Here is a 26,279-nt window from a genome sequence, read left to right as displayed (position 1 = left end):
ACCAGCGCCAAGCCGGGCGGCTGCGGCGCCCCCGACCACAGCGCCGCCGACCGCGAGGCCCGTGCCGACCGCGGCGCCGGCGCCGAGCTGGGGGCCGCCGGAGATAAGGCCGTTCGCGATGCCCGGACCGAAGATGCCGAGGCCGAGGAGCGACAAGGCCGCGAGCACGACTGCCATCGCGTCCTCGATATGGGGCTGCGCCCCGCCGAAGCCGGCGGTGAACTCGCCGAAGAGCGTTGAGCCGATGCCAATGATGACGGCGAGCACCAGCACCTTGACGCCTGAGGCGACGACGTTGCCGAGCACGCGCTCCGCGAGGAACGCCGTCTTGCCGAACAGGCCGAAGGGGATCAGCACGAACCCGGCGAGCGTCGTCAGCTTGAACTCGATCAGCGTGATGAAGAGCTGGATCGCCAGAATGAAGAAGGAGAGGAGGACGATCCCCCAGGCGAAGAGCAGGACGATGATCTGGATGAAATTCTCGAAGAAGCTGATGTAGCCCATCAGCCCCGAGATCGACTCCAGGATCGGGCGTCCCGCGTCGATGCCGACCTGCGCGACGCGGCCGGGCTGGAGAAGCTCGGCCGAGCTGACGGAGCCGCCGGAGGCCTGGAGGCCGAGCCCCGCGAAGCTTTCGAAGATGATCCGGGCGAGCGTGTTCCAGTTGCCGACGATGTAGGCGAAGACGCCGACGAACAGCGTCTTCTTGACGAGGCGCGCGATGATGTCGTCGTCGGCGCCCCAGGCCCAGAACAGGGCGGCGAGCGTCACGTCGATCACGATCAAGGTGGTGGCGAGGAACGCCACCTCTCCGCCGAGCAGGCCGAAGCCTGAGTCGATGTAGCGGGTGAAGACCTCGAGGAAGCGGTCGACGACGCCGGTGCCGCCCATAATTTACCTGTCCTTCGGCTGGTCGGCCGAAGGCCGGGTTCGGTTGGAGGTGCCGGTGGTCAGGCGGCTCTGGTCCTTGGCCGGCGCGGGGCTGGCGGGCTTAAGGAAGCGCTCGCGGTTCTCGGCCCAGATTCGCTTGCACAGCCAGTCGTCCTGGGCGGCGCGGCCGAGCTCGGCGCAGCGCAGGAGGTCGGCGGCCAAAGAGTCGTCCGGCCGGAGATGCACACGCACCTTCTCTTGCTTCTCCCCGGCCGGACCGCCGCCGCCGACCCGCATCGCCGCCACCGCGCCGGCGGCGAGGACGAGGGCTGCGGCGGCGACGCGGACGAGCGTCTGGGGGCGTAGACGCATCGCCCGATCTCAGTTGCCGTGGAACATCTGCACGGCGGTCGGCTGGTAGCCGGCGCCGGGCGCGAGGAAGCGGCGGAGCTGCTCCCGCGCCTGCTCCTGGCTGGCTGCCTGCCGTGCCTGCTCCAGCGCTTGCGAACGCCCCTGCGCCGCCACGAGCGCGGTGAGATCAGTGAGCTGCTGCGTCTGGAGCGCGACGAGTTGGTTTCCGGCCTGCGTCGCCTGAAGGGCGCCGGTCGCTCCCTGGCTTGCCGAAACGAGCGCCGAGAGCTGGGCGCGCGCGGTGTCGAGGTTGCCGACCACCGTCGCCTGCGTCTTCAGCGCGTCCTCGAAGCCGGCGACCGAGGTTCGCCAGCGCTCACGCGCGCCTTCGACGAGTTGCTGGTCGGTCGCCGAGCCGAAGCCGCCTCGGCCGTAGTTCTGCCGGAACTGCTCCTCGATGTTCTGGACGTCGTAGGCGATGCGCTGCGCCTGCCCGAGGAGCTGCTGCGTCCGCTGCACCGACTGCTGGAGCTGCTGCAGCGAGGAGTAAGGCAGGCTCGCGAGGTTGCGGGCCTGGTTGAGGATCATCTGCGCTTCATTCTGCAGCGAGGTGATCTGGTTGTTGATCTGCTGAAGCGCTCGCGCCGCCTGGATGACGTTCTGGGCGTAGTTCGAGGGGTCGAACACGGTGATCGCGTGCGCGGGCGGCGCGCTCGTCATCGTGCTGGCGAACGGCAGGGCGAAGGTGACGCCGGCGACGAGCGCGGCGCGCAGGGCATGAGTCTTCTTGGTCTTCATGATGCACTCTCCTTGTTGACCTTGGGGAGGAGGTCGGCGGCCCAGGCGAGGCCCTTGTGGGCGAGCCAGGCGGCGGCGAAGCCGTCGCGGCCTGCTTCGGCGAGCACCTGGGCGATGGCCGTCTGATCGGTCTTCGAGGAGGCGGCGCAGAAGGCAAGCGCGACATCGGACAGCCCCAGCTCGAACAGGCGGTTGCCGCGCCGGGACTGGCAGTAGTAGTCGCGCTTCGGCGCCGCCCGTGCGATGATCTCAACCTGGCGCGCGTTGAGGCCGAAGCGCTCGTAGATCGCCGTGATCTGCGGCTCGACCGCCCGCTCGTTCGGCAGGAACACACGCGTCGGGCAGCTCTCGACGATCGCCGGCGCGATGGCGCTGCGATCGACATCCGAGAGCGACTGGGTCGCGAAGACGACGGCGGCGTTCTTCTTCCTGAGCGTCTTCAGCCACTCCCGGAGCTGCGAGCCGAAGGTCGGGTCGTCGAGCGCGAGCCAGCCCTCGTCGACCATGATGAGCGTCGGCCTGCCGTCGAGCCGGCCCTCGACGCGGTGGAACAGGTAGGCGAGCACGGCGGGCGCGGCGCCGGTGCCGATCAGCCCCTCGGTTTCGAACGCCTGCACGTCGGCTTCGCCGAGCCGCTGGGCCTCGGCGTCGAGGAGCCGCCCCCAGGGGCCGCCGACGCAATAGGGCTGGAGCGCGCGCTTCAGATCGTTCGACTGCAGGAGGAGGGACAGACCGGTGAGCGTGCGCTCCTCGACGGGCGCCGAGGCCAGCGACACCAGCGCCGACCACAGATGCTCCTTGACCTCCGACGTGACGCTCACCCCTTCCCGCCCGAGCACGCCCGCGACCCATCCCGCCGCCCAGCCGCGCTCGTCCGATGCTTCGATCCCGGCGAGCGGCTGCAAAGCGACCGGCGCCGCGGCCTCGTCCGCGAGCGCCCCGCCAAGGTCGTGCCAGTCGCCGCCCATGGCGAGCGCGGCGGCCCGGATGCTGCCCCCGAAGTCGAAGGCGAAGACCTGCGCGCCCTCGTAGCGCCGGAACTGCAGCGCCATGAGCGCGAGCAGAACGCTCTTGCCGGCCCCGGTCGGGCCGATGACGAGCGTGTGGCCGACGTCACCGACATGGAGCGAGAAGCGGAACGGGGCCGAGCCTTCCGTCCTGGCGAAGAACAGAGGCGGGCCGTTCAGATGCTCATTCCGTTCGGGGCCGGCCCAAACCGCTGAGAGCGGGATCATGTGGGCGAGGTTCAGAGTCGAGATCGGCGGCTGGCGGACATTGGCGTAGAGATGGCCAGGGAGCGAGCCGAGCCATGCTTCGATTGCGTTGACGCCCTCGCGGATCACCGTGAAGTCGCGGCCCTGAATCACCTTCTCGACGAGCCGGAGCTTCTCGTCGGCGGTGCGCGCGTCCTCGTCCCAGACGGTGACGGTGGAAGTGACGTAGACCGCGCCGACGAAGTCCGAGCCCAGCTCCTGCAGCGCTTCGTCGGCGTCGAGCGCCTTGTTGGCGGCGTCAGTGTCGAGAAGCGTCGAGGCCTCGTTGGTCATCACCTCCTTGAGGATCGCGCCGATCGACTTGCGCTTGGCGAACCACTGCCGGCGAATGCGGGTCAACACCTTCACCGCATCGGTCTTGTCGAGGCAGATGGCGCGGGTGTTCCACCGATATGGAAAGGCGAGCCGGTTCAGGTCGTCGAGAATCCCGGGGAAGGTCGCTGTCGGGAAGCCGACCACCGAGACCGTGCGCAGATGATGCTCGCCGAGGCGCGGTTCGAGGCCGCCGGCGAGCGGCTCGTCGGCGAGCAGCGCGTCGAGGTGCATCGGCGTCTCGGGGACGCGCACGCGCTGGCGCTTGGTCGAGACGCATGAATGCAGGTAGGTCAGCGTCTCGGCGTCGGAGAGCCAGGCAGCCTCGGGCACGAAGCCCTCGATCAAGTCGAGCACGCGGTCGGTGCGGTCGACGAAGCCCCCTAGGTGCTCGCGCCAGTCAAGACCGGCGCCTTGGTTGCGGCCTTCATAGAGCCAGCCCTCGGCGCGCGCCGCGTCCTCGGCCGGCGGCAGCCAGACGAAGGTGAGAAAGTAGCTCGAATCGAAGTGCGCACCGGCCTCTTCGAACTGTGCCTTGCGCTCCGCGTCGACCAGCGCCGACACCGGATCGGGAAAGCCGCTGTCGGGGTAGCTGTCGGCCGGGTGGCGCTGGGCCTCGACGAACACCGCCCAGCCTGAGCCCAGACGGCGCAGCGCGTTGTTGAGCCGGGCCGAGGCGCCGACCAGCTCCGAGGCCGTGGCGGAGTCGAGGTCCGGGCCGCGGAACCGAGCGGTGCGCTGGAACGAGCCGTCCTTGTTGAGGACGACGCCATCTTCGACCAGTGCCGCCCAGGGCAGGAAGTCGGGGAGCGCCTGCGGCCTCTTCCTGTACTCGGCGAGGTTCAGCATCGCTCAGATCCCGAGATGCGAGGGGTAACGGAGGTGCCGGCGCACCACGTCCACAAACTGTGCGTCGCGCTTCGCCGCCCACACCGCCGCCACGTGCCCGATCAGCCAGATCACGATGCCGGCGACCCACAGCCGGAGCCCGAGGCCGATCGCGGCCGCGAGCGTTCCGTTGGCGATCGCGACGGCCCGCGGCGCGCCGGCCAGGAGGATCGGGTCGGTGAGCGCGCGGTGGACGGGTGCCGTGAAGCCCGGTACGGGATCGGCGCCGTCCATCATCAGACGAGCGCCCCGCCGCCGAAGCTGAAGAAGCTCAGGAAGAAGGAGGACGCCGCGAAGGCGATCGACAGGCCGAAGACGATCTGGACCAGTCGCCGGAAGCCGCCCGAGGTGTCGCCGAAGGCGAGCGTCAGGCCGGTGACGATGATGATGATCACGGCGATGATCTTGGCGACTGGACCTTCGATCGACTCCAGGATGCTCTGGAGCGGCGCCTCCCAGGGCATGTTTGAGCCCGCCGCGTAGGCCGGCGCGGACAACGCGGCAACCGCCAGGAACGAGCCGGCGCCGAGCAAGCGGTGACGAAGGCGAGAGGTCATACGAGATCTCCTGCGGGGATGAGGTCGTAGTCGCCTGCCGAGGTGAGCCCCTCGACCAGCGTGAGTTCGGAGAGGCGGCGGTCGGCGCCGCGGCCCGACAGCACGGCGATCACGTCGATGGTCTCGGCGATGAGGGCGCGCGGGACGGTGACGACGGCTTCCTGGATGAGCTGCTCGAGGCGGCGGAGCGCGCCCAGGCCTGAGCCGGCGTGAATGGTGCCGACTCCGCCGGGGTGGCCGGTGCCCCAGGCCTTCAGGAGCTCGAGGGCCTCACTTCCGCGCACCTCGCCGACTGGGATGCGGTCGGGGCGCAGGCGCAGCGATGAGCGCACCAGGTCGGCGAGCGAACAGACGCCGTCCTTGGTGCGCAGGCTGACGAGGTTCGGCGCGGCGCACTGCAGCTCGCGCGTGTCCTCGATCAGCACGACGCGGTCGGACGTCTTGGCAACCTCGGCAAGGAGCGCATTGGTGAGCGTGGTCTTGCCAGTGGAAGTGCCGCCTGCGACCAGGATGTTCTTGCGCGCGCCGACCGCCGCGCGCAGCACCTCGGCCTGCCCGGTCGACATGATGCGGGCGGCGACGTAGTCACCGAGGGTGAACACCGCGACGGCGGGCTTGCGGATGGCGAAGGTGGGCGCCTGGACGACGGGCGGCAGCAGGCCCTCGAAGCGCTCCCCCGTCTCGGGCAGCTCGGCCGAGACGCGCGGGGATCCCGGATGCACCTCGGCCCCGACATGGTGGGCGACGAGCCGGACGATGCGCTCGCCATCGGCGGCTGAGAGCCGCTCGCCGGTGTCGGCGAGGCCGGCGGTGAGGCGATCGACCCAGAGCCGGCCGTCGGGGTTGAGCATCACCTCGACGACGGCAGGCTCCTCGAGCCAGGCGGTGATCGAGGGCCCGAGCGCCGTGCGCAGCATCCTAGCGCCGCGTGCGCTGGCTTCAGCACGGATAATTTGTGCGGACACTTGTGCCCCCGTGACTTGCGGCCGCTCGGATCGCGGCTCACGAAACGGGGACGATTAAGAAGACGCGGAACTCTGCCCAAGCAACAGAGGAATGAAGGTGTAGTGCCGTAGCGTAGAAAGGCAGGGCCGGTGCGAAGCCGGTTAATCCGGCTCGTATCCTGCGGCTTTGAAGTAGTTGGCGCGTTCGTCGGGTGGGAAGTCGTCGAGCAGGCGGCCGATCTGGCGCCAGAGCCCGTCGAGGGTTCGCTCGGCGGCCTTGCGCAACAGCGCCTTGAGCTTGGCGAAGGCATTCTCGATCGGGTTGAAGTCCGGGCTGTAGGGTGGGAGGCAGAGGAGGCTGACGCCCGCCGCCTCGATCGCCTCGCGCACGCGGCTACCCTTGTGGGCCGGAAGATTGTCGAGGATCACGACATCGCCGGGCGTCAACTCGGGCACGAGCACCTGGCTCACATAGGCCAGGAAAGCGGGCCGGTTCATCGGACCGTCCAGCACCATGGGGGCCATCATGCCGGTGAGCCGCAGACCCGCCACCAAGGTCGTGGTTTTCCAATGGCCCTGTGGGATGCCGGAGCGCAGCCGCTGGCCCTTCGGAGCGCGTCCGCGCCGCCGGGCAATGTTGGTCGCCGCACCCGTCCTCGTCGATGAAGATCAGCCGTTCAGGATCGAGGTCGGGCTGGCCCTCAAACCAGTCCTCGCGCCGCTTCAAGACATCGGGGCGATCCTGCTCGGCCGCGTGGGCGGTCTTTTTTTACCGTCAGACCGCGCGCTCCAAGGAGCGCCAGATGGTCGTCGTGCCGGCCGCGACGCTTCGCTCCTGGCGCAGCCGCGCCTGCATCTCAAGCAGCGTGATGTCATCCTGCTCGTCCACAAGGCCCAGGAGAAAGGCTTCGTGCTCGTCCAGCTTGGAGCCCTTCGGCTGGCCTTGCCGGCGCGCCGTCGTCTCGCCGGTCTCGCGCGCCCGGCGAACCCACTCGATGGCTGTCTTGACGCCAATCCCAAAGCGCGCCGCCGCGCCCCGCGCCGACGAGCCTTCAGCCGTCGCCCTCAGAACCCGGTCCCGCAAATCCTGACTGTAGGGCCGCGCCATCATTGCCTCCCAAAAGGCAATTCATCTCACGTTCCGCGCAGACAAGGAATCCAACCCGAATCGGAAATCAGAGAACGTGCTCTAGGTGGAGCACGGGCTCGGTCATGGCCGCAGCAGAACGCTCGGCCGCAATCGTAGCACTGCTGAGGAATTCTTCGGCGCGCTCCAGGAAGACCGTTGAAATCGAACGATCGTCCTCCTGATCCATAGACCGGGATGAGCTCATCCAGAGGAAGGCGTCGGGGCGCCTCCGACCTCCGTAGAGACTTCGCGGCGGAACGACGATCCCTTCGCCAACCGACGCCCCAGCGCCTCGAGGAAAGCGTCGTAGCGCTCGCCGCCCTTGGCGCGTGCCGCTTCCTGGTGCGGCTCGGGCAAGCTCGGCATCACCGTCAGCCAATGCCGGACGAACAGCGCCAGCGTCTCGATCGTGATGGTCTGGTCACGCTCGAGCCGTTCCACCGCGCGCGAAAGCCGATCGAGGCGTGCGGCGATGGCGGCCTCCTGCCGTTCGGCCTCGTCCGGCGTCACGAACGAGGCGACCGCCGCCTCCGCGACGAGCGAGAGCGAACGGTTGCGGCGCTCGGCATAGGCGGCAAGCGCCTGCATGATCTCGGGCTCCAGATAGACGGACAGGCGGTGCTTGCGCATACGTTCGCCTACAGCTCGATGCCGTCGCCGGGATCGAGCGCCGCCTGCCGGGCCACGGCCCGGAAGCGGCGCTGCAGGATGCGGGCGCGGAGCGCCTCGTCGTCCGGCTCGTCCTCGCTTGCGTCTCCGTCGAACGCGAACTCGCGCCGTGCCTCACTGTCCTCGGGCGCAAGCGCCACCTGCTCGGGTAGGTTCGGCTCCCGCCGCAGGCCGGCATTGGCCTCCTCGCCCTCGTCCTCGTCCTCGTCCTCGCTGGCGCCGCTGCTTGCGGTCCCTTGGGCCGGCGGCGCGATCGGAGCCACGGCGCTCCAGTCGTCCGGCCGCGGAGCTGTCTCCTGGACCAACTCGGTCGGTGCCGGCGGGCGCAGGATCCGGCGTTGCAACCTCGCGTCCTCGAAGTAACGCGCCTTCTTCGCCCGGATCGGCGGGCAGCCGGAGACGAGCACCAGCTCGTCACTCGCAGGCAGCTGCATGACCTCGCCGGGCGTGAGCAGCGGGCGCGAGGTCTCCTGGCGCGAGACCATGAGGTGGCCGAGCCATGGCGAGAGCCGGTGGCCGGCATAGTTCTTCATCGCCCGCATCTCTGTCGCGGTGCCGAGCGCATCCGACACGCGCTTGGCGGTGCGCTCGTCGTTGGTGCTGAACGCGACCCGGACATGGCAGTTGTCGAGGATCGCGTTGTTCGGCCCGTAAGCCTTCTCGATCTGGTTCAGCGACTGGGCTATCAAGAAGCTCTGGAGGCCATAGCCCGCCATGAACGCCAGGGCGCTCTCGAAGAAGTCGAGCCTTCCCAAAGCGGGGAATTCGTCAAGCATCAGCAACAAGCGGTGCCGCCGGCCTTTGGCCTGCAGGTCCTCGGTCAGCCTGCGGCCGATCTGGTTCAGCACGAGCCTGACCAGCGGCTTGGTGCGGCTGATGTCTGACGGCGGCACCACCAGGTAGAGCGTGACCGGCCGGCTCTCATCAACGAGATCCGCGATGCGCCAGTCGCAGCGGCGCGTCACTTGCGCGACCACCGGGTCCCGGTACAGGCCCAGGAACGACATTGCGGTGCTGAGCACACCGGAGCGCTCGTTGTCGGACTTGTTGAGGAGCTCGCGCGCCGCGCTCGCCACCACCGGGTGCGGGGTCTGCCCAAGGTGCGGCGTCGCCATCATGATCTTGAGCGTCGTCTCGATCGGCCGCTTGGGGTCGGAGAGGAAGGTGGCGACCCCGGCGAGCGTCTTGTCCTCTTCGGCGTAGAGCACGTGCAGGATGGCGCCGACGAGGAGCGCGTGGCTCGTCTTCTCCCAGTGGTTCCGGCGCTCGACGCTCCCCTCCGGGTCCACGAGGATGTCAGCAATGTTCTGGACGTCCCTGACTTCGTGATCTCCGCGGCGCACCTCGAGCAATGGGTTGTAGGCGGCGCTCGCCGCATTGGTCGGGTCGAACAGGAGCACGCGGCCGAACCGCGCCCGCCAGCCGGCCGTGAGCGTCCAGTTCTCACCCTTAATGTCGTGGACGATCGCCGAGCCCGGCCAGGTCAGCAGCGTCGGTACGACGAGGCCCACGCCCTTGCCCGAGCGCGTCGGGGCGAAGCACAGAACATGCTCGGGACCATCGTGGCGGAGATAGTCGCGGCCGAGCCGCCCGAGCACGGCGCCGTCGGGACCGAGCAAGCCCGCCGCCCGGATCTCGCGCTCTGTCGCCCAGCGCGCCGAGCCGTAGGTGGTGACATCCTTCGCCTCGCGCGCCCGCCACACCGACATGGCGATCGCCACAGCGATCGTGACGAAGCCGCCCGACCCGGCGATGATCGCGCCCTCGACGAAGATCTTGGGCGCATAGGCGTCGTACCAGTACCACCACAGGAAGAACGACGGCGGATGGTAAACCGGCCAGCCGCCAAGCTCGAACCATGGCGGCCCGAGCTGCGGCTGGAAGCCGAGGCGCCAGGCCGTCCACTGCGTCGCGGCCCACACGAAAGCGAGCGCGATCAGGCTGACGACGATGACCTGGCCCCAGAGGATCTTGGTGGCGTACACGGTTACCGGCACTCCCTCGCAAGAGTTTGCTTGACTGATGCGAGGCGCTGCCTGGTCGGCAAGCCTGCTCCGACGGTCGTCGCAGGATCGGCTAGGAAGTCGCGCAGATACCGCCCCGGCCTCATCCGATCCCGAGCCCGCGTTTGCGGCCGAAGCTCCAGTCGACGCCGCCGCCCGGCAGCGCGACGCCCGACACCTGCTGGCCGAGTCGTTTCTCCAGCGGATCGCTCCACGGCACGAGCTGGAAGCCCATACCATCATCGAGCATCGCGAAGCGGCCGGACGCCAGCACCACGCGCCGGCGCACCACGCCCGCAACATGCTCGCCCTCGCCCGCGGGCTGATGGGCCAGGCCGGTCTCGGCTGCGATCCGCGCCGCCGCCCCGTCGAGCTCCCGGCGTTTGAGCGTCGCGAGCAGATCCCGCGCGAACACCACCTGACGGCCCTGCCGCCGCGCCAGGCTCTCCGCCGCGAGGTGATCGACCCGCCGTTGCAGCGCCTCCTCCACGTCCCGGCCGAAGCCGCTGTCGGCCCGCGCCGCCGGCGCGCGGCCGACGAGCTGACGGTCGAGCCAAGTGACGCCGTCGGCCGTGACCTGAGCTTCCAGTGAGAGGTCGGATCGCACCGACACGATGAGCCGGGGGCGCTTGCCCTCGGCCTCTTCGGTCCAACGCGCCTCGACCACGGCGCCGATCGGCGCGTCGCTGGCGGCCTCTAGGTCAGGTAGACGGACGTGATGCGCGCGCCCGTCCACGCCGTCGATCACGACGAAGGCCGAGCCGGCGAGCTCGTCGTCGAGCCCGCGCGCTGACAGCCGTCCGAGCACCGACGTTCCGCCCGCAGCTCCATCGAGCACGAAGGCCGCCGGACTGCGCTCGAGGCCCTGGTCGCTCATTGCCCGATGCAGGCGCTTGATGATGTCGCCACGGAGTTGCAGATCACGCAAGCTCGCCTCGGCCGTGTCGGGCAGCCGCCATTGCGCCGGGCCGAGGGGTTCAGCGATGCCGAGCCCCTCCAGCTTGCGCATCCGCCCGACCTTGAGCGTGTGCGTCTCGCCGGGCCGTTCCCCGAACCGCGGCCGTAGATCGACAACGCCGTTCACTGCTTCGCGGGCGATCTGGCGGTCGAGTTCGGTCCAGCGCTCGGCCTCGACCTCGCGCTCCTGGCCGCGTCGGATCTCCTGCTCGGTGCGCGACCCCAGCTCGAGGGTCGCCCGCTCGGACGCGCGGGCGCGCAGGCCCTGGCCGATATAGTCGCGCGAGATGACGAGGTTCTGGCCATCATCACCTCGGCCGCGCACGAGCACATGGACGTGCGGGTGCTCGGTGTTCCAGTGGTCGACCGCGATCCAGTCGAGGCGGGTGCCGAGGTCGCGCTCGGCCGTCGCCATCAGATCGCGGGTGTAGGCCCGCAGATCCGCGAGCTCGCTTGCGTCCTCTGGCGAGACGATGAAACGGAAATGGTGGCGGTCGTCTTCACACCGCTTCGCGAATGCCTTGTGGTCGGCATCGTCGCCCTCGGCGTCGAACATCTGGCCCGGCGCGCCGTCGCGGGTGACGCCGTCGCGCCGCAGGTAGTTGAGATGGGCGGCGAGCGGCACGCCCTTCGGCCCATGCCGCACCACCCGAGCCTTCACCGTCACTTGCCGGGCGTGGCGGCCCAGGGCCGTTCCGGCGCGCAGGCTCGCCGAACGGCCGCGCCCGAAGGCGCTGCGGCCCGAGCTCAAGCCGGAGGCCCGCCGCCGGACGCCGCCCGCCTTCTCGGCCGCCGCCAGCGCCTGCGTGATGAACGGCTTGGTCCGCGGCGCCCTTGTCGAGCGGATGCGCCCCGGCCGGATGCGCAGGTCGTCATCGCGGCTCATGGGACGATCCCGCGCGAGGTGCGAAAAAGCGAGGATTTGCAGGGGTTCTGTGGTTTGCGCAGGCTGCGGGCTTGTGGCGCACATCGCGCCAAGTCGTTGTTTTGCCTGCTCCCGACCCCCGGCCGACCGCCGCGCACCTCGCGGCCTTTATCTTGCCATCGGTCGGTCGGGGTCTCCCTCCCAGCCTGCCTCCATGCCCAACGTGCGCTGGACTGCGACAGAGTGCGATGCGTGCTGAGCGGGCTCATCGACGGGGTTCCGGCTCAGACCGCGGCACGAACAGGCCTCCGGATGCGGATGCTGGCTGCAGTTCGCTGGCGTTGGTCGTGCGCTCCGGCTGCGCGGTGATGGCGGATGGATTGGCGGCTGGTTTGCGCTCCGATCGCGCGCCGGACGTCCCGGATGTGGCGGTCTGCGCTGCGATCAAGCGCGCCTCGTCCGGCGTGAGCGCGGCAGCCGGAACGGCGCCGGCCTGCACCGGCGGCACTTGCCAATCGGCAGCACGGACGACGAAAAGCGGCGCGGCGAGCGGGTCGAACACGCGCGCGATGCGACGGCCGCCGGACAGCGGAAGCGTCGTGCCGCCGATCGCAGGGGTGATCATCGCGACGTAGTTCTGCGTCTCCCAAGGCAGCGGACGCCCGGTCGCCAGATGGTCATCGTAGCGCCCGGGGCCAGCATTGTAGGCCGCCAGCATGCCTTCGACCGTGCCGTAGCGGTCGTGCATCTCGCGCAGATAAGCCGCGCCCGCCAGGATGCTCTCGCGCGGATCGTAGGCGTTCGGCCCGAAGCCGTGGCGGGCGCTCAGCTCCGCCCAGGTCTGCGGCATGACCTGCATCAGGCCCATCGCGCCCTTGGGCGAGGTGGCGGCAGGGTCACCGGCGCTTTCGACGCGCATGACGGCCCGGATCCAGCTCTCCGGCACGCCGAAGCGCAGCGAGGCTTCCGCGACATAGATGGCGTAAGGATCGGCCGGTACGGGGCCGACCGGCGGAGGCAGATCGACGGCAGGTCCGCCGGGCGAGGCGCTCGGCGACAGCGGCAAGTAGGCCACGGGATCGACCGGCTCGGCGCGCGATGGGGCCAGGCCCACCGACAAGATGAGCCCGGCGGAGGCGACGGCCGCGAACAGCGGCGAGAGCAGCAGCGAGCGCATCCTCAGCGCTCCTCGTCCGTCCACAGCGGGACGGCCCGGCCGGCAAGGGAGGAAGCGGGCAGCGGCCCGAAGTAGCGCCCGTCGAGCGAGTCCGGCTCGTCCCAGTTGAGGAGGAAAACCTCGCCGTCACGGAGCCGCCGGCAGCCGCTCCAGGTGGGCAGCATGCGGCCGATCCGGTCGCGCTCGCGAGCGACGGCCCACGTCACGCCTTGGACTTTCACCTCGGCGCCTTCGCGGCAGACCGTCTGTCCAGGAAGCGCGGCGATCCGCTTCAGAAGCGGCGCGCCGTAGCCGAGATAGCCACCATCCGACAGGAACGCGGCAAGCGGCTCCGGTGGCCTCACGACGACGAGCTGCGTGACCTCTAGCCGCTCGATCGGCTGCACCGCATAGAGCCCGATCGGCACGCTGGCGCTGGCGTTCCAGACGAGCTTAGGGGGCGGGTCGAACCACGCGCCGAGCGTGGTGAGCCCGGCCGCCGCGACGGTCACCATGAGTGTCTTTCGGGGGAACTCGCTCATGCCGTCATCTCCCGTCTCAAGACCCAGGCGCGATGCCGATCGCGCGCGTAAGGGCGCGGCTCGTGGCCGGCGCTGATGCGGTTGTGGACGTGCCGCCAATGGTCCGGGCAGGCGTCCTCGGGCGGGAGCCCGAGCGCCTCGACGGCGTCGATCGCGGCGAGCACGGACTGCACCTTCGGCCAGCCTGAGATGCGCAGCAGGACCTCGCCGCCGGGCGTCACGCCAGGGACGGTCGAGCATGGCTCGCCGAGGACGCAGGCGCGCAGGACATCGACCCGGGAGACGAGCGTGCCGTAGTCGTTGGACGCCCAGCGGACGAAGGCGAAGACGCTGCCCGGCGCGAAGGCGACGACGCGCCGACGGCGGTCCAGGATCTGTTCGTGCGCGATCCTTCCGAAGCGGATCCAGCGCTCGATCTTCCCCTCGATCCAGAGGAGCTCGACGTGCGTAAGGCCGCTCATCGCACGCTGCCGGTGTCGTCGGGAAACTCGCGCTCGAGCAGCGCGCGCAGCATGTCGGCGACGGTCTGGCCGCGCCGAAACGCGGTCACTTTGATGCGGCCGCGCAACGCCGGCGTGACGTCGATCGTCAGCCGCGCGGTGTAGGCTTCGACCGCGGTGGCCGGCTTGCCCGGCGCGCGGACCCACGCCTCCGGCGAGGTCGGCCGGGAAGCGAAGGAGCGCTTGGCGTCGCGACGGCTCACGGCGCAAGCCCGTCGACTTCGGCCGCCACGGCGGCGATCTCCTGCGCCGCGATCAGCCCGGCCGGCACCTCGTGGACGAGCCGTCCGGTACGCGCGGTGTCGGCAAACGCGATGCGCTGGCCGACACGATTGCCAAGCACCGGCGGGTCATGGTCGGCCAGCGCCTCGGCCGTCTCGCGGGCGATCACCGTGCGCGCAGCGCAGCGGTTGAGCAGCATGCGAGCGCGCAGTTCGGGGCGGAACACCCGAGCCTCGTCTAGCAACCGAAGCATCTCGGCCGAGGCCCAGCCGTCGAACGGCGACGGCTGCACCGGCACGAGGATCAGGTCGGCGGCGAGCAGCGCCGAGCGCGCGATGCCGGCGACGCGCGGGGGCCCGTCAATGACGATGCGGTCGTAGCCGGCGGCGATCTCCGGCAGCTCGCGGTGCAGCGTCTCGCGGGCGAGGCCGAGCACGCCGAAGGGCCGCGGCAGGCCCTCGCGGGAGCGCTGCTCGGACCAGTCGAGCGCCGAGCCTTGCGGGTCGGCGTCGACGACGAGCACCCGCTTTCCCTTGTCGGCCCAAGCGCCGGCGAGATGCAGCGCAAGCGTGGTCTTACCGACGCCGCCCTTCTGGTTGAGGAGCGCGACGATCATGACGCGCGTCCCCTGCTGGGGCGGCGTTTTCCACCGTTGTGGTCGGCCCCAACAACAAAGTTAGATTCTGAGTTAGGGAAGTTAGACTCCCGCCGATCGGCGCGAAGCTCTAGTGAAAGCTGGGATTCCGGCGGGTGCGCGTGCGCCCGAAGTCCCGATAGGGATGCGCCCGAAGTCCCGTTATCCGTGCGCCCGAAATCCCGATATGCGACCTCGCTCGTCCCCAGCTTATCCACAGCCGCGGTGAGCGGCATCGGACGCATCGCAATGAGCGAGCGGCCGTCGCCGTCGTGCTCCAGGGAGAGCGCGTATCCGGGCAGCGGCTGGCGGGCGACGATGCGGCGCAAATCCAGCGCGAAGTCGGAGAAGCGCGCCTGGCTCGCGCTCTTGGCGTGGAGATGCCTGAGGTCGAACCGCCAGCCCTCAGGCTGGCGGCCGGCGTGTTTTCTGGCCACGCGATAGAGCCAGCGCTCGATGCCGCCGGTGAGCCGGAAGTAGGCCGGATCGATGGTGAGGACGAGCCGCCGGTCGAGGACGCCCTGGTAGAACCAGTCGGGGAGCACGAACTCCATGCCCTCGCACCGGCCTGAGGCGGTCGTCAGCTCCTCCCATTCGTTGATCCAGGAGAATTGCTGGCGGCGCCAATGCTCGCCGTGGCGGATAGTCGTGCGGACCACCGTCGACTGAAGGCGCGTCAGCGCGCCCTTCAGGAGCTGGTATTCGCGGTTGCCGGTGGCGCGGCCGATGGCGGTCAGGAGCTGGTAGGGCGTGAACCGGAAGAAGCGGGAGGTAGGCAGTCCCCGGTCGAGCGCCTCGACGATGTGGCTGGCCGCCCAGATGAGCACGTCGGCGTCCCAGATCGTCGCCAGCCCGTGCTCGAGGACGGCATAGACCTGGACCTCCGTCCCGGCCGCTTTGTAGAGGATGGGCTTCACGCGCTTGGCCTTGGCGAGGGAGAAGAAGGGTCGCTCCATGAGGTCGCGCTGGTCGCGCGGCGGCACGTCGCCGGCGAGCGCCTCGAAGGGGTCGAGGGTCGCCCGCTCGCTTGCCTGGAAGCGGCTGCGCGGCATCGGAGCGGCAGCGGATCAGCGGCGGAGGGCGTGGCCGGCATATGCCGGCGACAGGGCGGCGTGCCTCTTGGCGGGACGCACCTCGCCGACGCCGGGGTCGGAGGTGGAGGACTTGGCGCCCTGGTCGGCCCAGACTTGGAGGTCGGTCACGGCGTAGACGACGCGGCCGCCGATCTTGCGGTAGGTCGGGCCGGTGCCGTAGGTGCGATGCTTCTCCAGCGTGCGGCCGGAGAGGCCGAGGAAGCGCGCCGCCTCGGGCGTGCGCAGGTAGCGCGGCGGTAGGCCGGCGAGCGGGTCGGGCATGAGCGAACCTCCGTGTGCTCGAAGGCGGCGCGCGGCTGGCGCGTCGCATCGAGGCGCACGGTTGCGGACCTGCAGGTCCCTGCTCAGGGTCGAAGTTAGGGGTGCCTAGGAGCGACCCTGCCGCCGCTTCATCGGGCGGAGCAGGTCGCGGTAGCCGCCAGCAATCAGCTTCTCGGCGTCGCGCAGCAGCCGGCGCACCCAGCTCCGCGCGTCGCTCTCGGCCCAGTCGGCGCCGGGCGCGACACCGAGCATGATGCGCGCGATCTCGCGCCGGCTCATGCCGGCTCGCTGGAGGTCGAGCGCCCAGAGCATCAGGCCAAGGCGCAACGGATCATGGCGCGGCCACTGCAACGGTGGGGGCGGCCGACGCGACACCGGCGGGTCAGCGGCCAGTCGCCAGAACCGCAGCGCCGCTTCCGTCCGCTCCTGCCCGTATGCGTCCGGATGGACGTAGAAGCCCAACACCGTCCCGAGCGGCGGCACGGAGCTGCGCCGGGGCAGCCAGAGGCGCAAGGAGCCGGCGGGCGCGCCTGTCGTGACGATGTGGACGCCGTCCTCGGCGATGAGCAGATGCTTGCGGCCGGGCCAGCGCCAAGGATCGAACACGATGCGCGGTGCGTCGGCCCAAGGCGGCGGCGGCGGGATCAGGCAGACGACGTCGACGAGCCAGTCGGGCCGCCAGAAGATCGCTCCGACCTCGTCAGCCCGGAGCGCAGGGTTCGGGGCGAAAGGTCAACCCCCATCGCCCGAGCGGGTCGCCCGGCGCCGACCAGGGCAGCCGACTGAACGAGATCGTGGACTTGGGCGGGGAGCGGCGAGCCGCTTCGGTCGGCGAAGCAGGCGTAGCCGCGAGCGGACCGCCAACCTCGTCGCGGAACTTGGGATTGCGGCGCAGGAACTCCCAGGCGAGGCCCTGGCCGTCGAGGTCGAGCGAGTAGCGGTAAGCGGCCGGAAGCCGCCAAGCCTCTTGGGCTCTCATTGGCATCTCCCATTCGTGTGCGCGCTATAAGCGCAGCCATCCCAAGAGGTTGAAGGAATGGGAAGATTCTACCAGACCGGGCTTGACCATACGGCCAATGGTTAATCCGGGGATGCGCAAAACCGCAGTGCCGGATCGGCGGCTTTACGGAGAACCGCCATGCCGGCGAAGCCCAACTCCGGCTCTCAGTGGAGTCGAGCCTCTCGCAGCAGGTCGGCGTAGCCGCTCTCTGTCATCCACCTGGCGCGCCTCATGTGCGTGTCGTAGGCGCGGCGCGCGCGAGCCGGCTCTCGTGCGGGATCGATGCGGAGCACGAGCCGGCACGCCTCCTCCCATGTCGCGGTCGGGTCTTCCAGCGAGTCGAGCAGGCGCATGTAGGTGACGACGTGCAGCCGATCGTAGTCGGTCAGCGCAGAAACGGTCGGCGCTTCGTCTTGAACGTCGGGTTCCAATTCGGCCTTGATCCGCATCGTCCCTCCCTCCCGAGCCAGCCTCGGCCGCTCATTCACTGGAGACAGATCTTTCACGAGGGCCGGCAGCGGCCCGCATACGCCGGTGAGGAAAGATTCACCAAAACAACTCTCGGCATTCAACCTGATCTTCCTGACGGCACTGCCACGCAAGGAGCAATCGGCGGCGAGTGCGGGACAGACCTTATGAACTATAGGTAATAAACTCAATCGGCGCCGCTGGCCAAGGCTGACCGCATGGACATGCGGCGGTTGGTCGGGCGGAACGTCAGGAAGGCAAGGCAAGCGAAGGGGCTCACCCAGGAGCAGCTCGCCGAGGGCGCCGGATTCTCTCAGAAGTATGTGAGCGATCTGGAGCGAGGGTTCGAGAACCCGACTGTCATCACCCTGTTCGAGCTGGCGCAGCGCCTCGATACGACGCCGGTCGCGCTGATCACGCCGGACGAGGAAGCGATCCGGGAAGCTGCGAAGGCGAACGGTCCTCGGACCAAATAGCGAGGTTGCGGCTGCTCCGCATGCGGCGCTACGGTGTTACATTGTAACATCCGGAGATCAGGCGTGAGCGACTCGGCGGCTGCCATCATCCACGATTCAGATACTTGGGACGCGACTGCCGCAGACTATGAGGCGCTGGCCGAGCCGTTCACGCGGCAATACGCCGAGAAGGCGCTGGAACTGGCTGGCGGCGTGCGTCCCGGCGAGCGCGTGCTCGACGTGGCGGCCGGCACTGGCGCGCTGACGCTTGCGGCAGCCCGCGCCGGGGCCCGCGTGCTGGCGACCGACTTCTCGCCCGGCATGGTGGCGCGGCTGCGCCAGAGGCTCGAATCCGAAGGCATGGATCGGGCGGGGTGCGAGGCGCGCGTGATGGACGGTCAGGCGCTCGAATTGCCGGACGGCGGCTTCGACGCGGCATTCTCGGTTTTCGGCGTCATGCTGTTTCCTGACCACCGCAAGGGACTTGCCGAGCTCGCGCGGGTGCTGCGGCCCGGCGGGCGAGCGGCTGTGGCCGTCTGGACCCGTAAGGAAGGCGCGGGTCCGGCGCTCGTGCTGGTGGACGCGTTCCGGTCGGCGTTTCCGGACCGCGATGCGCCGTCATTCCCGGCGCCCGGGATGAGGCGGCTTATGCACGCCGATGCGCTGGTGGAAGACATGCGCGAGGCGGGCCTGCGGGAAGTGACGGTCACGACCGTCACTGGCGCGTGGACCGCGCCCTCCGCCGACTGGGTGGCGGACAACGCCGACCGGCTCTACCGGCAGTTCCCGCTCTATGCCGCGCTCGGCGAAGGCGAGCGTCGGCAGGTGCGCGAGGCGATCCGCGAGCGCCTCGCCCGCACGAGCGCAGGCGAGGTGCGGATCGAGTCAGACGCCCATGTGGGCGTTGGCCACCGCTGACTCTCTCTGCAGGCGACTGTCAAGCACGCGAGCGCCCCGCCCGAGGTGTCGGGCGGGGCGTCCTGGCCTCCGGCTCAGTCGCCGCGGCGGCCGTTCGGGCGAGACCAGATGAGGCTGTGGCTCTTGCCGTCCTCGTCCTCGAAGAGGTTGGCGTAGATGGGGGCGGTGAAGCTCGGGTCGTCGAGCTTGAGGCCGAGATAGTCGCGGCCCTCGTTCGAGCGCTTCTCCCAGGCGGCCCCGATCTCGGCGCGGCCGACAAAAACCCGGTGGGAGGGGGCGCTCTCGTTGGTCCGGTTCGGCTCGGGGACGATGCGGACGTTCTTGGCCTGGACGGAGAGGGTGACGATCTCGCCGGTGAACTCGTTGCCGGACTTCTTGAAGGTGCCGATGGTCGCCATGTCAGTCTTCCTTTCGCTGTCTCGAGCCCGCGCCCATCGCGGCCTCAATGGCGGTCGTGCGGCCGGGGGCGGTCGACGACGCAGCCCTTGGGCCCGCAGCGCAGCGGAGGACGGCGGCCGGGCGGCTTTCTTGCCTCGCGAGGAATGGGCGTGAGCCCAGGGGAAGAAAGTCGCTCGGCCGCCGTTGCGGCTCAGGCGACCGAGGCGAAGCCGGCCCTCGGCCAGACCAGGCCATTGAAGAGGCGGCGTGGGTCGCGGCACCTGAACAGCGCATGCCCGGGAAGACGTGGCGGGCGTCGGCTGCCGTGCTCAAGAGGCTGCACGCTTTCGTAGTGCGATCGGCGGCTCCGGCGTGCAGACCGGCGGGTGCATCCCCTGGACTTCCGGACAGGACGGAAGGCCTCCGAACGGGGCTCCGAGAGTGGCTGCCGAGTCGCCGGACCTGGGGCGAGCGCTGCACGGGCCTGCGTTCTTCCCTGGCCAAGCAGTCCCCAGCCCACCCCGCCTCATCTATGCTAATCGGGAGGTCGAGGCGAAGCGCTACGTTGTCAACTCCTGCCATACCAGGCCAGCGCGCCCGGACCTGGCCGGAATGCCCGGCCCTCTCGGGCGGGGCGCTCACGCGCGGGTCGTTGGATTCGGGCCAGCGATGGCAATACTGCCGCAGGCCGTCGGTCTGCTTCCGGGTGGCTGTTGCAGTGAACCGGACACGACCTCCAGCCTCTTTCGACCCCTAGCAAAACTGCGCACCACAGAGGCGGTTAGCAAGTAAGATGATCGACTAAGGCGAGGAATAACAAGTGACTGACGGCAGACCCGACCTTACCACTGCCTTTGAATGCAACGGTTATTTCTGGCTTGATGACGACGCTTCAAGCGTGGTCGCAGGGACGCTCCGATACCATCCTGAGACGGGAAGCAGTCTCGAATTGCTTGGCCGGTTACGGCCACTTGAGATCGAGGTCAGCATCATCGAGCTCTTGCGTGGCGTGTCATCGAATAACGAGAAACTGACGCTTCTGAACTGCACTCTTCAGCGAACGCAATTGCAACAAGGTCTTTTCGAGATCCAGCACTTCTTCTGTGAGGTGGCTTTGGTCGGAAACTTCCACCCGGAACCAACGCTGACCTTCCAGAGATCGGGCATCCGTTTCGACAAGCTCGATCACTGGCTAAAGACGGAATACGTTAAAACGAAGCGTGTCCCCGAAGGCGATAGAGGGCGCGGGCTCGGCATAGCCGTGAGCGCGGGCCGGCAGGGCGCGCTTGAATGCGAGCGCGGCGGCTACAAAGTTCATCTCGAAGCCGAGTATTCGAGCAGAGCCGATGGATATAATGTCGAGCTGAACGCCTTTACGACTTTGTATATCGAACCAGACGCCCCTAGGGACCTGCGGTGGTTCTTCGACGAAGGGAGAAGCTTGCGCGATTTCGCCGCGCTCTGCTTCGGGTCCCCTTTGCCGCTGAGATCGGTGAAGCTGCTCGGCGGTCAGGTCTCGATTGCGGACGGCATCACAACCACAGAGGTCGTGGTCGCCTTTTTCGTTGAACAGGCACCCGCTACCCCCAGCCGCGCCTCTTATCCACTGATCATGTTCCGCAGGTTCGAGCTTGCCGCCCCGGGCGTTCTCTCTGCGTGGCACGAGAAAAGAGAGCAATTCCAGGAGGTGATCGACCTCGTATTCCTGGTCCTTTACGGGCATCACACCAGACCTGAAGTAGGCTTCCTCCTCATCATGCAGGCCTTCGAAGCCTTCGACCGGAAGGTGAATCCCGGCACCCTTACATCTCCCGAAGAATTCAAAGAGGTCTATGATGCCATGGTGGGCGCCATACCACAGGGAACGCCCCACGATCTTCGTCAGAAAATGAAGGCTGCAATCCAGTACGCCAACGAGCCGTCTCTGCGTAAGCGCCTCAAGCTGTTTTACGACCGCCTCGTCTCGTTGGTCGGCCCGGAGCCGTACGGCTTCAAATCCTCGAGCATCGAGCCGCTGGTGCAAACGAGAAACTACTATACCCACTACCCGGAGGGCCTGAAGGACAAGATCCTAAGCCCGTCGTCCACGGTTCGCGAGACGGACCGCTTCTCGATGTTGCTGGTCGTGTGCCTGCTTCACGAAATGGGTGTGACCCTCGACCAGACCCGAAACGGTTTGTTCCTGCACTACAAGTTCAGACGCTTCATGGACGACAAGGGAGCTCCGGCCGGGCCAAAGACGCCGACCTGAAGGCTTATACGACCCGGCCGGTTGAGTGATCGGCATGGGGGCAACCCGGACCGGAGCAGCTGGCGCGGCCAGAACTTCCGTCAGCGGAAATCCCGCGAGCGCACCTGGATGGCGGCCGGCGTCGTAGGATCGGGGATGCAGACGTCACGCGGCTTCATCATCGGAAGCTTGGGCGCGCGTGGGTCCGGGCCGGCGCCGCCGCCCCGGATCTCGTCGCCGCGGCTGTGCGGAACCGCCAGCGCGTCGTCGCCGGTGCCGATCGTCCTCAGCATATCGGTCAGGTCGTAAAGCCTCTCGGCGATGACGTGGATGACCTCGCCGTCTTTCTGGACGCGGCCGGTGCAGCCGATCATCTCGGCCGAGCGCACCAGGCGCTCCTCCTTCTCGAAGAGCTTCGGCCAGACGATGAGCTGGGCATAGGCCGTCTCGTCCTTCAACGTCACGAACACCACCCCCTTGGCGCTGCCCGGCATCTGGCGGAAGCGTACGATGCCGGCGACCGTCACGCGCCGTCCGTCGCGGGCGCGCTTCAGCTCGGCGGCGGGCAGGATGTTCATGGCGTCGAGCTCGGGACGCAGAAAGGCGACCGGGTGTTGGCGCAGGGTGAGGCCGAGGTTGCGGTAGTCCTCGACCACCTCTTCGCCGGCGGTGAGCGGCACCAGCGTCACTGCCGCTTCCTCGATCTCCGGGCGGGTCAGCCCGTCGCGCAGGTCGGCGGCCGCGAACAGCGGCAGCGGCTCGCCGTTCAGGCCCTTCGCGGCCCAGGCGGTCTGCCGACGATCGAGATCGAACGACTGGAAGGCGTCCGCGTCGGCCAGCCGCTTCATGGCGCCGGCTGAGACGCCGGAGCGCAGCCACACCTCTTCGACGCTCGCGAACAGCGCCGGCCCGCGCGCGGCGACGATGCGCGCGGCGTCGGCGTCGCGCAGGCCCTTCACGAGCCGCATCCCCAGCCGGACGGCGAAGCCGCCGGTGCTGGTCGGGCACGGCTCCAGCGTGCAGTCCCAGCGCGAATAATTGGCATCGACCGGGCGGACCTCGACGCCGTGCCGGCGGGCGTCGTCGACGAGGTCGTCGACCGAGTAGAAGCCCATCGGCTGGGCGTTGATGATGCTGGCGAGGAAGGCGTCGGGGTGATGGTGCTTCGCCCAGCACGAAGCGTAGGCGATGATCGCGAACGACGCGCTGTGGGACTCGGGAAAGCCGTAGGAGCCGAAGCCTTTGATCATGCTGAACATCTGCTCGGCGAAGTCGCGCGGATAGCCGTTCGCGATCATGCCGTCGACGAAGTCAGCCTCGAAATGATGGACGCCGCCGGTCACCTTGAAAGTCGCCATGCTCCGTCGCAGCGCATCCGCTTTGGACGGTGAGAAGCCGGCGCAGCGGATCGACAAGGCCATCGCGTGCTCCTGAAACAGGGGCACGCCGTGCGTCCGGCCGAGCACCTCCTCGAGTTCCGGCGTGAGGAAGGTGTAGGTCTCGATCCCGAGGCGGCGCCGGATGAACGGATGCACCATCTGCCCGACGATCGGCCCGGGCCTGATCAGCGCGATCGAGATAACTATGTCGTACCACTCGCGGGGCCGCAGCTTGGGGAGCATGGCCTGCTGGGCTCTCGATTCGATCTGAAACACGCCGATCGTGTCGGCCCTGCAGATCATGTCGTAGACGTCGGCGTCCTCGGCCGGCACGGTGGCAAGGTCGTAGTCGAGGCCCTTCTGGCTGCGCAGCAGCTCGAAGAAGCGGTGCATGCAGCCGAGCATCCCGAGCCCCAGGACGTCGACCTTCATCATCTTCAAGGCGTCGATGTCGTCCTTGTCCCATTCGATCACCGCGCGCTTTTCCATGCGCGCCGGCTCGATCGGCACGATCTCGTCCAGCCGGTCCTCGGTGAGGACGAAGCCGCCGGGGTGCTGGCTCAGGTGCCGCGGCACGCCCATGAGATGGCGGTGAAGCCGCAGCGCCAGCTTCACCCGATAGTCGTCGAGGTTGAGATTGACGTCGCGGGCATGCTTCTCGGTCACGCCCTCGCTCGACCAGGACCACACGAGCCGCGTGAGCTGGAGGATGACGTCGCGCGGGAAGCCGAGCGCCTTGCCGACGTCGGCCATGGCGCCGCGCGAGCGGTAACGGACGACGGTGGAGGTGAGCGCGGCGCGGTCGCGGCCGTAGCACTCGTAGATCCACTGGATCACCTCCTCGCGCCGGTCCGAATCGAAATCGACGTCGATGTCGGGCGGCTCGGCCCGATTGCGGCTGACGAAGCGCTCGAAGAGGACGTTGTTGCGGGCGGGATCGATCGAGGTGATGGCCAGGCAGAAGCACACCGCCGAGTTGGCGGCCGATCCCCTGCCTTGGCAAAGGATGTCCTCGCCGCGCGCGAAGGCGACAATCGAGCGGACGGTGAGAAAGTACGGTGCGTAAGCCAGCTCCTCGATCAGCGCGAGCTCGTGGCGGATCTGCTTCTCGACCTTCTTGGGCACGCCGTCGGGGTAGCGCTCCGCCGCGCCTTCCCAGGTCAGCTTCTCGAGCGCCTGCTGAGGCGTGAGGCCCGGGATCAGCGCCTCGGTGGGGTATTGGTACTTGATCTCGTCCAGCGAGAAGCGGCAGCGGTCCACGATCTCCAGCGTTCGCGCGACGTCTCCGGGATGGTTCTTGAACAGCCGCGCCATCTCGGCCGGGGCTTTCAGGAAGCGGTCGGCGTGGCGCTCGCGCCTGTAGCCGAGAGCGTCGACGGTGCATTTCTCGCGCACGGCGGTGACGACGTCCTGCAGGATTCGCCGCTCCTCGGCGTGGAACAGCACGTCGTTCGTGGCGATCGTCGGCACGCGCGCTCGCGCCGCGAGGCCGGCGAGCGCATGGAGCCGCAGCGCCTCGTCGGGCCGGAACCGCGGCGTGAGCGCCAGATACGCCCGGTCTCCGAACTCCGCCCGCAGCCGGGAGAGGTTCGCGGCCAGCTCGTCGCCGGGCTCGCCGGCCAGGAGCACGGCAAGCAGCCCCGCCCCGTGCTCCGCCACATCCGCCCACTCCAGCCGGCACTTGCCCTTCCCGGCCCTGCCCTTGCCCAGCGTCAGCAGCCGGCAAAGGCGGCCGTAGGCCGCGCGATCGGTGGGATAGACGAGCAGCGACATGCCGCAGGCGAGGTCGAGGCGGCAGCCGACGACGAGCCGAACGCCGGTGGTCTTGGCCGCCTCGTGGCAGCGGACGATCCCGGCGAGGCTGTTGCGGTCGGCGACGCCGAGCGCCGGCAGCCCGAGCAAGCCGGCCGTGGCGAACAGCTCCTCGGGACTCGAGGCCCCGCGCAGGAAGCTGTAGTGTGTCGTCACCTGAAGTTCGGCGTAGGCCATCAGCCGAACACCCCGTGGATGAACCAGCGCACGCCGGCGTTGCTGCGCCCGTCGCGGAAGAGCCAGAAGCGGCCGCCCTCCTCGTCCTCGATGCGGTAGTAGTCGCGGGTGCCGCGGATCTCGGAGGCCTGCCGCCACCATTCGAGGTGGATGCGCTCCGGGCCGTCGGCGCGCCGGACGCGGTAGGCGCGGCCGCGCCAGACGAAGCGGGCCGGCGGATCGTCCGGCAGGAGCGCCACCGTCTGCACCGGCTGGGGCGCGAACAGCCAGAACGGGCGCGGCAGGGCCGGCCAGGCGACGTCGGCCGCGACGCTCAGCGGATCGATACGGCGCACCGTCCGCTCGGGGACGTCGCTTTCGACGGGAGCCGCGCCATAGACCCGCGCCACTTGCGGCAGATTGGCGAGCCGGTCGACCAGCTCGGCGAGGTCGCCGCTCATGCCGGCGTCCTCGCCCAGATCGGCCAGAGCGGACTGGCGCGCCCCGAGCGGCTCGGTCAGCGAGGCGACCAGCACCATGGCCTCGACGCCGAAGCCGGGGTCCACCTCCGCCAGCCGGTCGGTGAAGAGCCGCGCGAGGTGGCGCGGGTCGCGCGAGGGCCGCGCCGTCCCGACCCGCAGCGCGAGCGTCACGCGATCGACGCGCTCGAACAGGAGGTCGAGCGAGCGCGCGCCGCAGCCGCGCCGTTCGAGGTCGGTGCACAGGTCGGCCGCGAGCCGCTCGGCCGCCCCGGCGAGCGCCTCGGCGCTGCCGATCGGTTCGGCAAAGGCGCGCCGGCGGCGCGGGGCCTCTTCCGGGAACAGCGGGGTGATCGCCTCGAAGGCGCGCCCGAGCGCCTGATCGAGGCGGCGGCCGAGCTCGGCTCCGAAGCGCAAGTTGAGCGGTGCGCGCGGCTCGCCGTAGAGCTGGCCTAACCGTTTGAAGCCGAAGCGATGGAGGTCGCCGGCCACCTCCGGCTCCAGCCGCAGCGCGGCGACGGGCAGACGCGCCAGCGTCTCGGCCGTCCGGCCCGGCGCGACCACGCTGACGGGCTCGCCGCCAAAGCGCGCGACGGCGTGCGCCGCGCCCAGCGTGTCGGCGATGGCGGCGCGCACGGTGACCCCGGCCCGCTCCAGTTTGCTGGCGATGCGCGCCAGCATGGCCTCCTCGCCCCCGAAGAGATGGGCGCAGCCGGTCGCGTCGATGAGGATGCCGTCCGGCGGATCGGGCGCGGCGATCGGCGACCAGCGCCGGGCGGCCCACATGGCGAGCTGGCGCAAGCCGGCTTCGTCTGCGTCCGGATTGGCGTCGGTGACCGCCAGCCCGGCAACGAGCGCGTTGGCGTGGGCGATCGACATGCCCGGACGAAGCCCGGCGGAACGCGCGGCGGCGCAGGCGCCCGCGACCACGCGGCGCGCGCCGTCCCGCGCGGCGGTGACAAAGGGCCTACCGGGCGG

At 69.2% G+C, this 26,279-nt stretch carries 26 protein-coding genes and 1 pseudogene; 3 read left to right on the top strand and 24 right to left on the bottom strand.

Annotated features, from left to right (window positions below):
• From trbL to E4O86_RS15335, 21 genes and pseudogenes are all read right to left on the bottom strand, one after another.
• Positions 1 to 891: P-type conjugative transfer protein TrbL (trbL, locus tag E4O86_RS15435; RefSeq protein ID WP_161141448.1), on the bottom strand; the 891-nt coding region annotated here is incomplete at its 3' end.
• A gap of 3 nt (positions 892 to 894) precedes the next feature.
• Complete coding sequence (gene trbK-alt / locus E4O86_RS15430) at positions 895 to 1,242, bottom strand: putative entry exclusion protein TrbK-alt (protein WP_161141447.1); 348 nt, start codon at positions 1,240 to 1,242, stop codon at positions 895 to 897.
• Positions 1,243 to 1,251: 9 nt separating this feature from the next.
• The gene (gene trbJ, locus E4O86_RS15425; RefSeq protein ID WP_161141446.1) at positions 1,252 to 2,019 is read right to left on the bottom strand and encodes a P-type conjugative transfer protein TrbJ; all 768 of its coding nucleotides are present in this window, start codon (positions 2,017 to 2,019) and stop codon (positions 1,252 to 1,254) included.
• On the bottom strand, positions 2,016 to 4,454 hold the full coding sequence (gene trbE / locus E4O86_RS15420) for a conjugal transfer protein TrbE (RefSeq protein WP_161141445.1): 2,439 nt from the start codon (positions 4,452 to 4,454) through the stop codon (positions 2,016 to 2,018). Before trbE ends, trbJ begins: the two co-directional genes overlap by 4 nt.
• A gap of 3 nt (positions 4,455 to 4,457) precedes the next feature.
• Positions 4,458 to 4,730, bottom strand: coding sequence for a VirB3 family type IV secretion system protein (locus E4O86_RS15415; RefSeq protein WP_205520908.1), 273 nt, complete (start codon positions 4,728 to 4,730; stop codon positions 4,458 to 4,460).
• The gene (locus E4O86_RS15410) at positions 4,730 to 5,050 is read right to left on the bottom strand and encodes a TrbC/VirB2 family type IV secretion system protein (RefSeq protein ID WP_161141444.1); all 321 of its coding nucleotides are present in this window, start codon (positions 5,048 to 5,050) and stop codon (positions 4,730 to 4,732) included. Before E4O86_RS15410 ends, E4O86_RS15415 begins: the two co-directional genes overlap by 1 nt.
• Complete coding sequence (gene trbB, locus E4O86_RS15405; protein WP_205520907.1) at positions 5,047 to 5,967, bottom strand: P-type conjugative transfer ATPase TrbB; 921 nt, start codon at positions 5,965 to 5,967, stop codon at positions 5,047 to 5,049. Before trbB ends, E4O86_RS15410 begins: the two co-directional genes overlap by 4 nt.
• 189 nt (positions 5,968 to 6,156) lie before the next feature.
• Positions 6,157 to 7,102 (bottom strand): annotated as a pseudogene (locus E4O86_RS15400) (IS630 family transposase).
• A gap of 222 nt (positions 7,103 to 7,324) precedes the next feature.
• Complete coding sequence (locus E4O86_RS15395; protein ID WP_161141442.1) at positions 7,325 to 7,753, bottom strand: CopG family transcriptional regulator; 429 nt, start codon at positions 7,751 to 7,753, stop codon at positions 7,325 to 7,327.
• An 8-nt stretch (positions 7,754 to 7,761) separates the two neighbouring features.
• On the bottom strand, positions 7,762 to 9,777 hold the full coding sequence (locus E4O86_RS15390; RefSeq protein WP_161141450.1) for an IncP-type conjugal transfer protein TraG: 2,016 nt from the start codon (positions 9,775 to 9,777) through the stop codon (positions 7,762 to 7,764).
• Positions 9,778 to 9,898: 121 nt separating this feature from the next.
• Complete coding sequence (locus E4O86_RS15385; protein ID WP_161141441.1) at positions 9,899 to 11,638, bottom strand: relaxase/mobilization nuclease domain-containing protein; 1,740 nt, start codon at positions 11,636 to 11,638, stop codon at positions 9,899 to 9,901.
• Positions 11,639 to 11,882: 244 nt separating this feature from the next.
• Positions 11,883 to 12,794: a lytic transglycosylase domain-containing protein gene (locus E4O86_RS15380; RefSeq protein ID WP_161141440.1), complete on the bottom strand. Its 912-nt coding sequence runs from the start codon at positions 12,792 to 12,794 to the stop codon at positions 11,883 to 11,885.
• A gap of 2 nt (positions 12,795 to 12,796) precedes the next feature.
• The gene (locus E4O86_RS15375; RefSeq protein ID WP_161141439.1) at positions 12,797 to 13,315 is read right to left on the bottom strand and encodes a S26 family signal peptidase; all 519 of its coding nucleotides are present in this window, start codon (positions 13,313 to 13,315) and stop codon (positions 12,797 to 12,799) included.
• A complete protein-coding gene (locus E4O86_RS15370) occupies positions 13,312 to 13,776 on the bottom strand; it encodes a DUF2840 domain-containing protein (RefSeq protein WP_161141438.1) in 465 nt (154 codons plus the stop codon). Before E4O86_RS15370 ends, E4O86_RS15375 begins: the two co-directional genes overlap by 4 nt.
• Entirely contained in the window at positions 13,773 to 14,018 is a 246-nt protein-coding gene (locus tag E4O86_RS15365; RefSeq protein ID WP_161141437.1) for a hypothetical protein, read from the bottom strand. Before E4O86_RS15365 ends, E4O86_RS15370 begins: the two co-directional genes overlap by 4 nt.
• Positions 14,015 to 14,653 carry a ParA family partition ATPase gene (parA, locus tag E4O86_RS15360; protein ID WP_161141436.1) on the bottom strand — a complete coding sequence of 213 codons (639 nt, stop codon included), beginning with the start codon at positions 14,651 to 14,653 and terminating at the stop codon, positions 14,015 to 14,017. The genes E4O86_RS15365 and parA overlap by 4 nt, the downstream gene beginning before the upstream one ends.
• Positions 14,650 to 15,723, bottom strand: a complete 1,074-nt coding sequence (locus E4O86_RS15355) for a replication initiator protein A (RefSeq protein WP_161141435.1) — start codon at positions 15,721 to 15,723, stop codon at positions 14,650 to 14,652. Before E4O86_RS15355 ends, parA begins: the two co-directional genes overlap by 4 nt.
• A 15-nt stretch (positions 15,724 to 15,738) precedes the next feature.
• A complete protein-coding gene (locus tag E4O86_RS15350) occupies positions 15,739 to 16,026 on the bottom strand; it encodes a helix-turn-helix transcriptional regulator (protein ID WP_161141434.1) in 288 nt (95 codons plus the stop codon).
• Between the two features lie 105 nt (positions 16,027 to 16,131).
• Complete coding sequence (locus E4O86_RS15345; protein WP_161141433.1) at positions 16,132 to 16,632, bottom strand: DNA -binding domain-containing protein; 501 nt, start codon at positions 16,630 to 16,632, stop codon at positions 16,132 to 16,134.
• A gap of 94 nt (positions 16,633 to 16,726) precedes the next feature.
• Positions 16,727 to 17,005 carry a transcriptional regulator domain-containing protein gene (locus tag E4O86_RS15340; protein ID WP_161141432.1) on the bottom strand — a complete coding sequence of 93 codons (279 nt, stop codon included), beginning with the start codon at positions 17,003 to 17,005 and terminating at the stop codon, positions 16,727 to 16,729.
• Between the two features lie 185 nt (positions 17,006 to 17,190).
• Positions 17,191 to 17,475, bottom strand: coding sequence for a hypothetical protein (locus E4O86_RS15335; protein ID WP_161141431.1), 285 nt, complete (start codon positions 17,473 to 17,475; stop codon positions 17,191 to 17,193).
• Positions 17,476 to 17,712: 237 nt separating this feature from the next.
• On the opposite strand from E4O86_RS15335, the gene E4O86_RS15330 reads away from it, so the two are divergent.
• Both E4O86_RS15330 and E4O86_RS15325 read left to right on the top strand, forming a co-directional pair.
• Positions 17,713 to 17,970, top strand: a complete 258-nt coding sequence (locus E4O86_RS15330; protein ID WP_161141430.1) for a helix-turn-helix domain-containing protein — start codon at positions 17,713 to 17,715, stop codon at positions 17,968 to 17,970.
• Positions 17,971 to 18,033: 63 nt separating this feature from the next.
• Entirely contained in the window at positions 18,034 to 18,867 is an 834-nt protein-coding gene (locus E4O86_RS15325; RefSeq protein WP_343039176.1) for a class I SAM-dependent methyltransferase, read from the top strand.
• Between the two features lie 74 nt (positions 18,868 to 18,941).
• Here the strand turns inward: E4O86_RS15325 and E4O86_RS15320 are convergent, their stop codons facing one another.
• The gene (locus tag E4O86_RS15320) at positions 18,942 to 19,265 is read right to left on the bottom strand and encodes a DUF736 domain-containing protein (RefSeq protein WP_161141429.1); all 324 of its coding nucleotides are present in this window, start codon (positions 19,263 to 19,265) and stop codon (positions 18,942 to 18,944) included.
• 800 nt (positions 19,266 to 20,065) lie between these two features.
• On the opposite strand from E4O86_RS15320, the gene E4O86_RS15315 reads away from it, so the two are divergent.
• The gene (locus tag E4O86_RS15315; RefSeq protein ID WP_161141428.1) at positions 20,066 to 21,496 is read left to right on the top strand and encodes an ApeA N-terminal domain 1-containing protein; all 1,431 of its coding nucleotides are present in this window, start codon (positions 20,066 to 20,068) and stop codon (positions 21,494 to 21,496) included.
• An 80-nt stretch (positions 21,497 to 21,576) separates the two neighbouring features.
• On the opposite strand, the gene E4O86_RS15310 is transcribed toward E4O86_RS15315, so the two are convergent.
• On the bottom strand, positions 21,577 to 24,843 hold the full coding sequence (locus tag E4O86_RS15310; protein WP_161141427.1) for an error-prone DNA polymerase: 3,267 nt from the start codon (positions 24,841 to 24,843) through the stop codon (positions 21,577 to 21,579).
• A partial coding sequence (locus E4O86_RS15305; protein WP_205520906.1) for a DUF6504 family protein occupies positions 24,843 to 26,279 on the bottom strand: 1,437 nt, incomplete at its 5' end. The genes E4O86_RS15310 and E4O86_RS15305, both read right to left, overlap by 1 nt.

It is taken from the genome of Propylenella binzhouense, from assembly GCF_009866965.1.
Lineage (GTDB): Bacteria > Pseudomonadota > Alphaproteobacteria > Rhizobiales > Afifellaceae > Propylenella > Propylenella binzhouense.
The sequence above is the reverse complement of the archived record's forward strand: the minus strand, read 5'-3'. Positions and strand labels throughout refer to the sequence as shown.

Bases quoted from the DNA above. Each gene is read 5' to 3' on its own strand.
- trbK-alt (WP_161141447.1), bottom strand. From the start codon at position 1,242: ATGCGTCTACGCCCCCAGACGCTCGTCCGCGTCGCCGCCGCAGCCCTC.
- trbJ (WP_161141446.1), bottom strand. From the start codon at position 2,019: ATGAAGACCAAGAAGACTCATGCCCTGCGCGCCGCGCTCGTCGCCGGC.
- trbE (WP_161141445.1), bottom strand. From the start codon at position 4,454: ATGCTGAACCTCGCCGAGTACAGGAAGAGGCCGCAGGCGCTCCCCGAC.
- E4O86_RS15415 (WP_205520908.1), bottom strand. From the start codon at position 4,730: ATGATGGACGGCGCCGATCCCGTACCGGGCTTCACGGCACCCGTCCAC.
- E4O86_RS15410 (WP_161141444.1), bottom strand. From the start codon at position 5,050: ATGACCTCTCGCCTTCGTCACCGCTTGCTCGGCGCCGGCTCGTTCCTG.
- trbB (WP_205520907.1), bottom strand. From the start codon at position 5,967: ATGCTGCGCACGGCGCTCGGGCCCTCGATCACCGCCTGGCTCGAGGAG.
- E4O86_RS15395 (WP_161141442.1), bottom strand. From the start codon at position 7,753: ATGCGCAAGCACCGCCTGTCCGTCTATCTGGAGCCCGAGATCATGCAG.
- E4O86_RS15385 (WP_161141441.1), bottom strand. From the start codon at position 11,638: ATGAGCCGCGATGACGACCTGCGCATCCGGCCGGGGCGCATCCGCTCG.
- E4O86_RS15380 (WP_161141440.1), bottom strand. From the start codon at position 12,794: ATGCGCTCGCTGCTGCTCTCGCCGCTGTTCGCGGCCGTCGCCTCCGCC.
- E4O86_RS15375 (WP_161141439.1), bottom strand. From the start codon at position 13,315: ATGAGCGAGTTCCCCCGAAAGACACTCATGGTGACCGTCGCGGCGGCC.
- E4O86_RS15370 (WP_161141438.1), bottom strand. From the start codon at position 13,776: ATGAGCGGCCTTACGCACGTCGAGCTCCTCTGGATCGAGGGGAAGATC.
- parA (WP_161141436.1), bottom strand. From the start codon at position 14,653: ATGATCGTCGCGCTCCTCAACCAGAAGGGCGGCGTCGGTAAGACCACG.
- E4O86_RS15355 (WP_161141435.1), bottom strand. From the start codon at position 15,723: ATGCCGCGCAGCCGCTTCCAGGCAAGCGAGCGGGCGACCCTCGACCCC.
- E4O86_RS15350 (WP_161141434.1), bottom strand. From the start codon at position 16,026: ATGCCCGACCCGCTCGCCGGCCTACCGCCGCGCTACCTGCGCACGCCC.
- E4O86_RS15340 (WP_161141432.1), bottom strand. From the start codon at position 17,005: ATGAGAGCCCAAGAGGCTTGGCGGCTTCCGGCCGCTTACCGCTACTCG.
- E4O86_RS15335 (WP_161141431.1), bottom strand. From the start codon at position 17,475: ATGCGGATCAAGGCCGAATTGGAACCCGACGTTCAAGACGAAGCGCCG.
- E4O86_RS15330 (WP_161141430.1), top strand. From the start codon at position 17,713: ATGGACATGCGGCGGTTGGTCGGGCGGAACGTCAGGAAGGCAAGGCAA.
- E4O86_RS15320 (WP_161141429.1), bottom strand. From the start codon at position 19,265: ATGGCGACCATCGGCACCTTCAAGAAGTCCGGCAACGAGTTCACCGGC.
- E4O86_RS15310 (WP_161141427.1), bottom strand. From the start codon at position 24,843: ATGGCCTACGCCGAACTTCAGGTGACGACACACTACAGCTTCCTGCGC.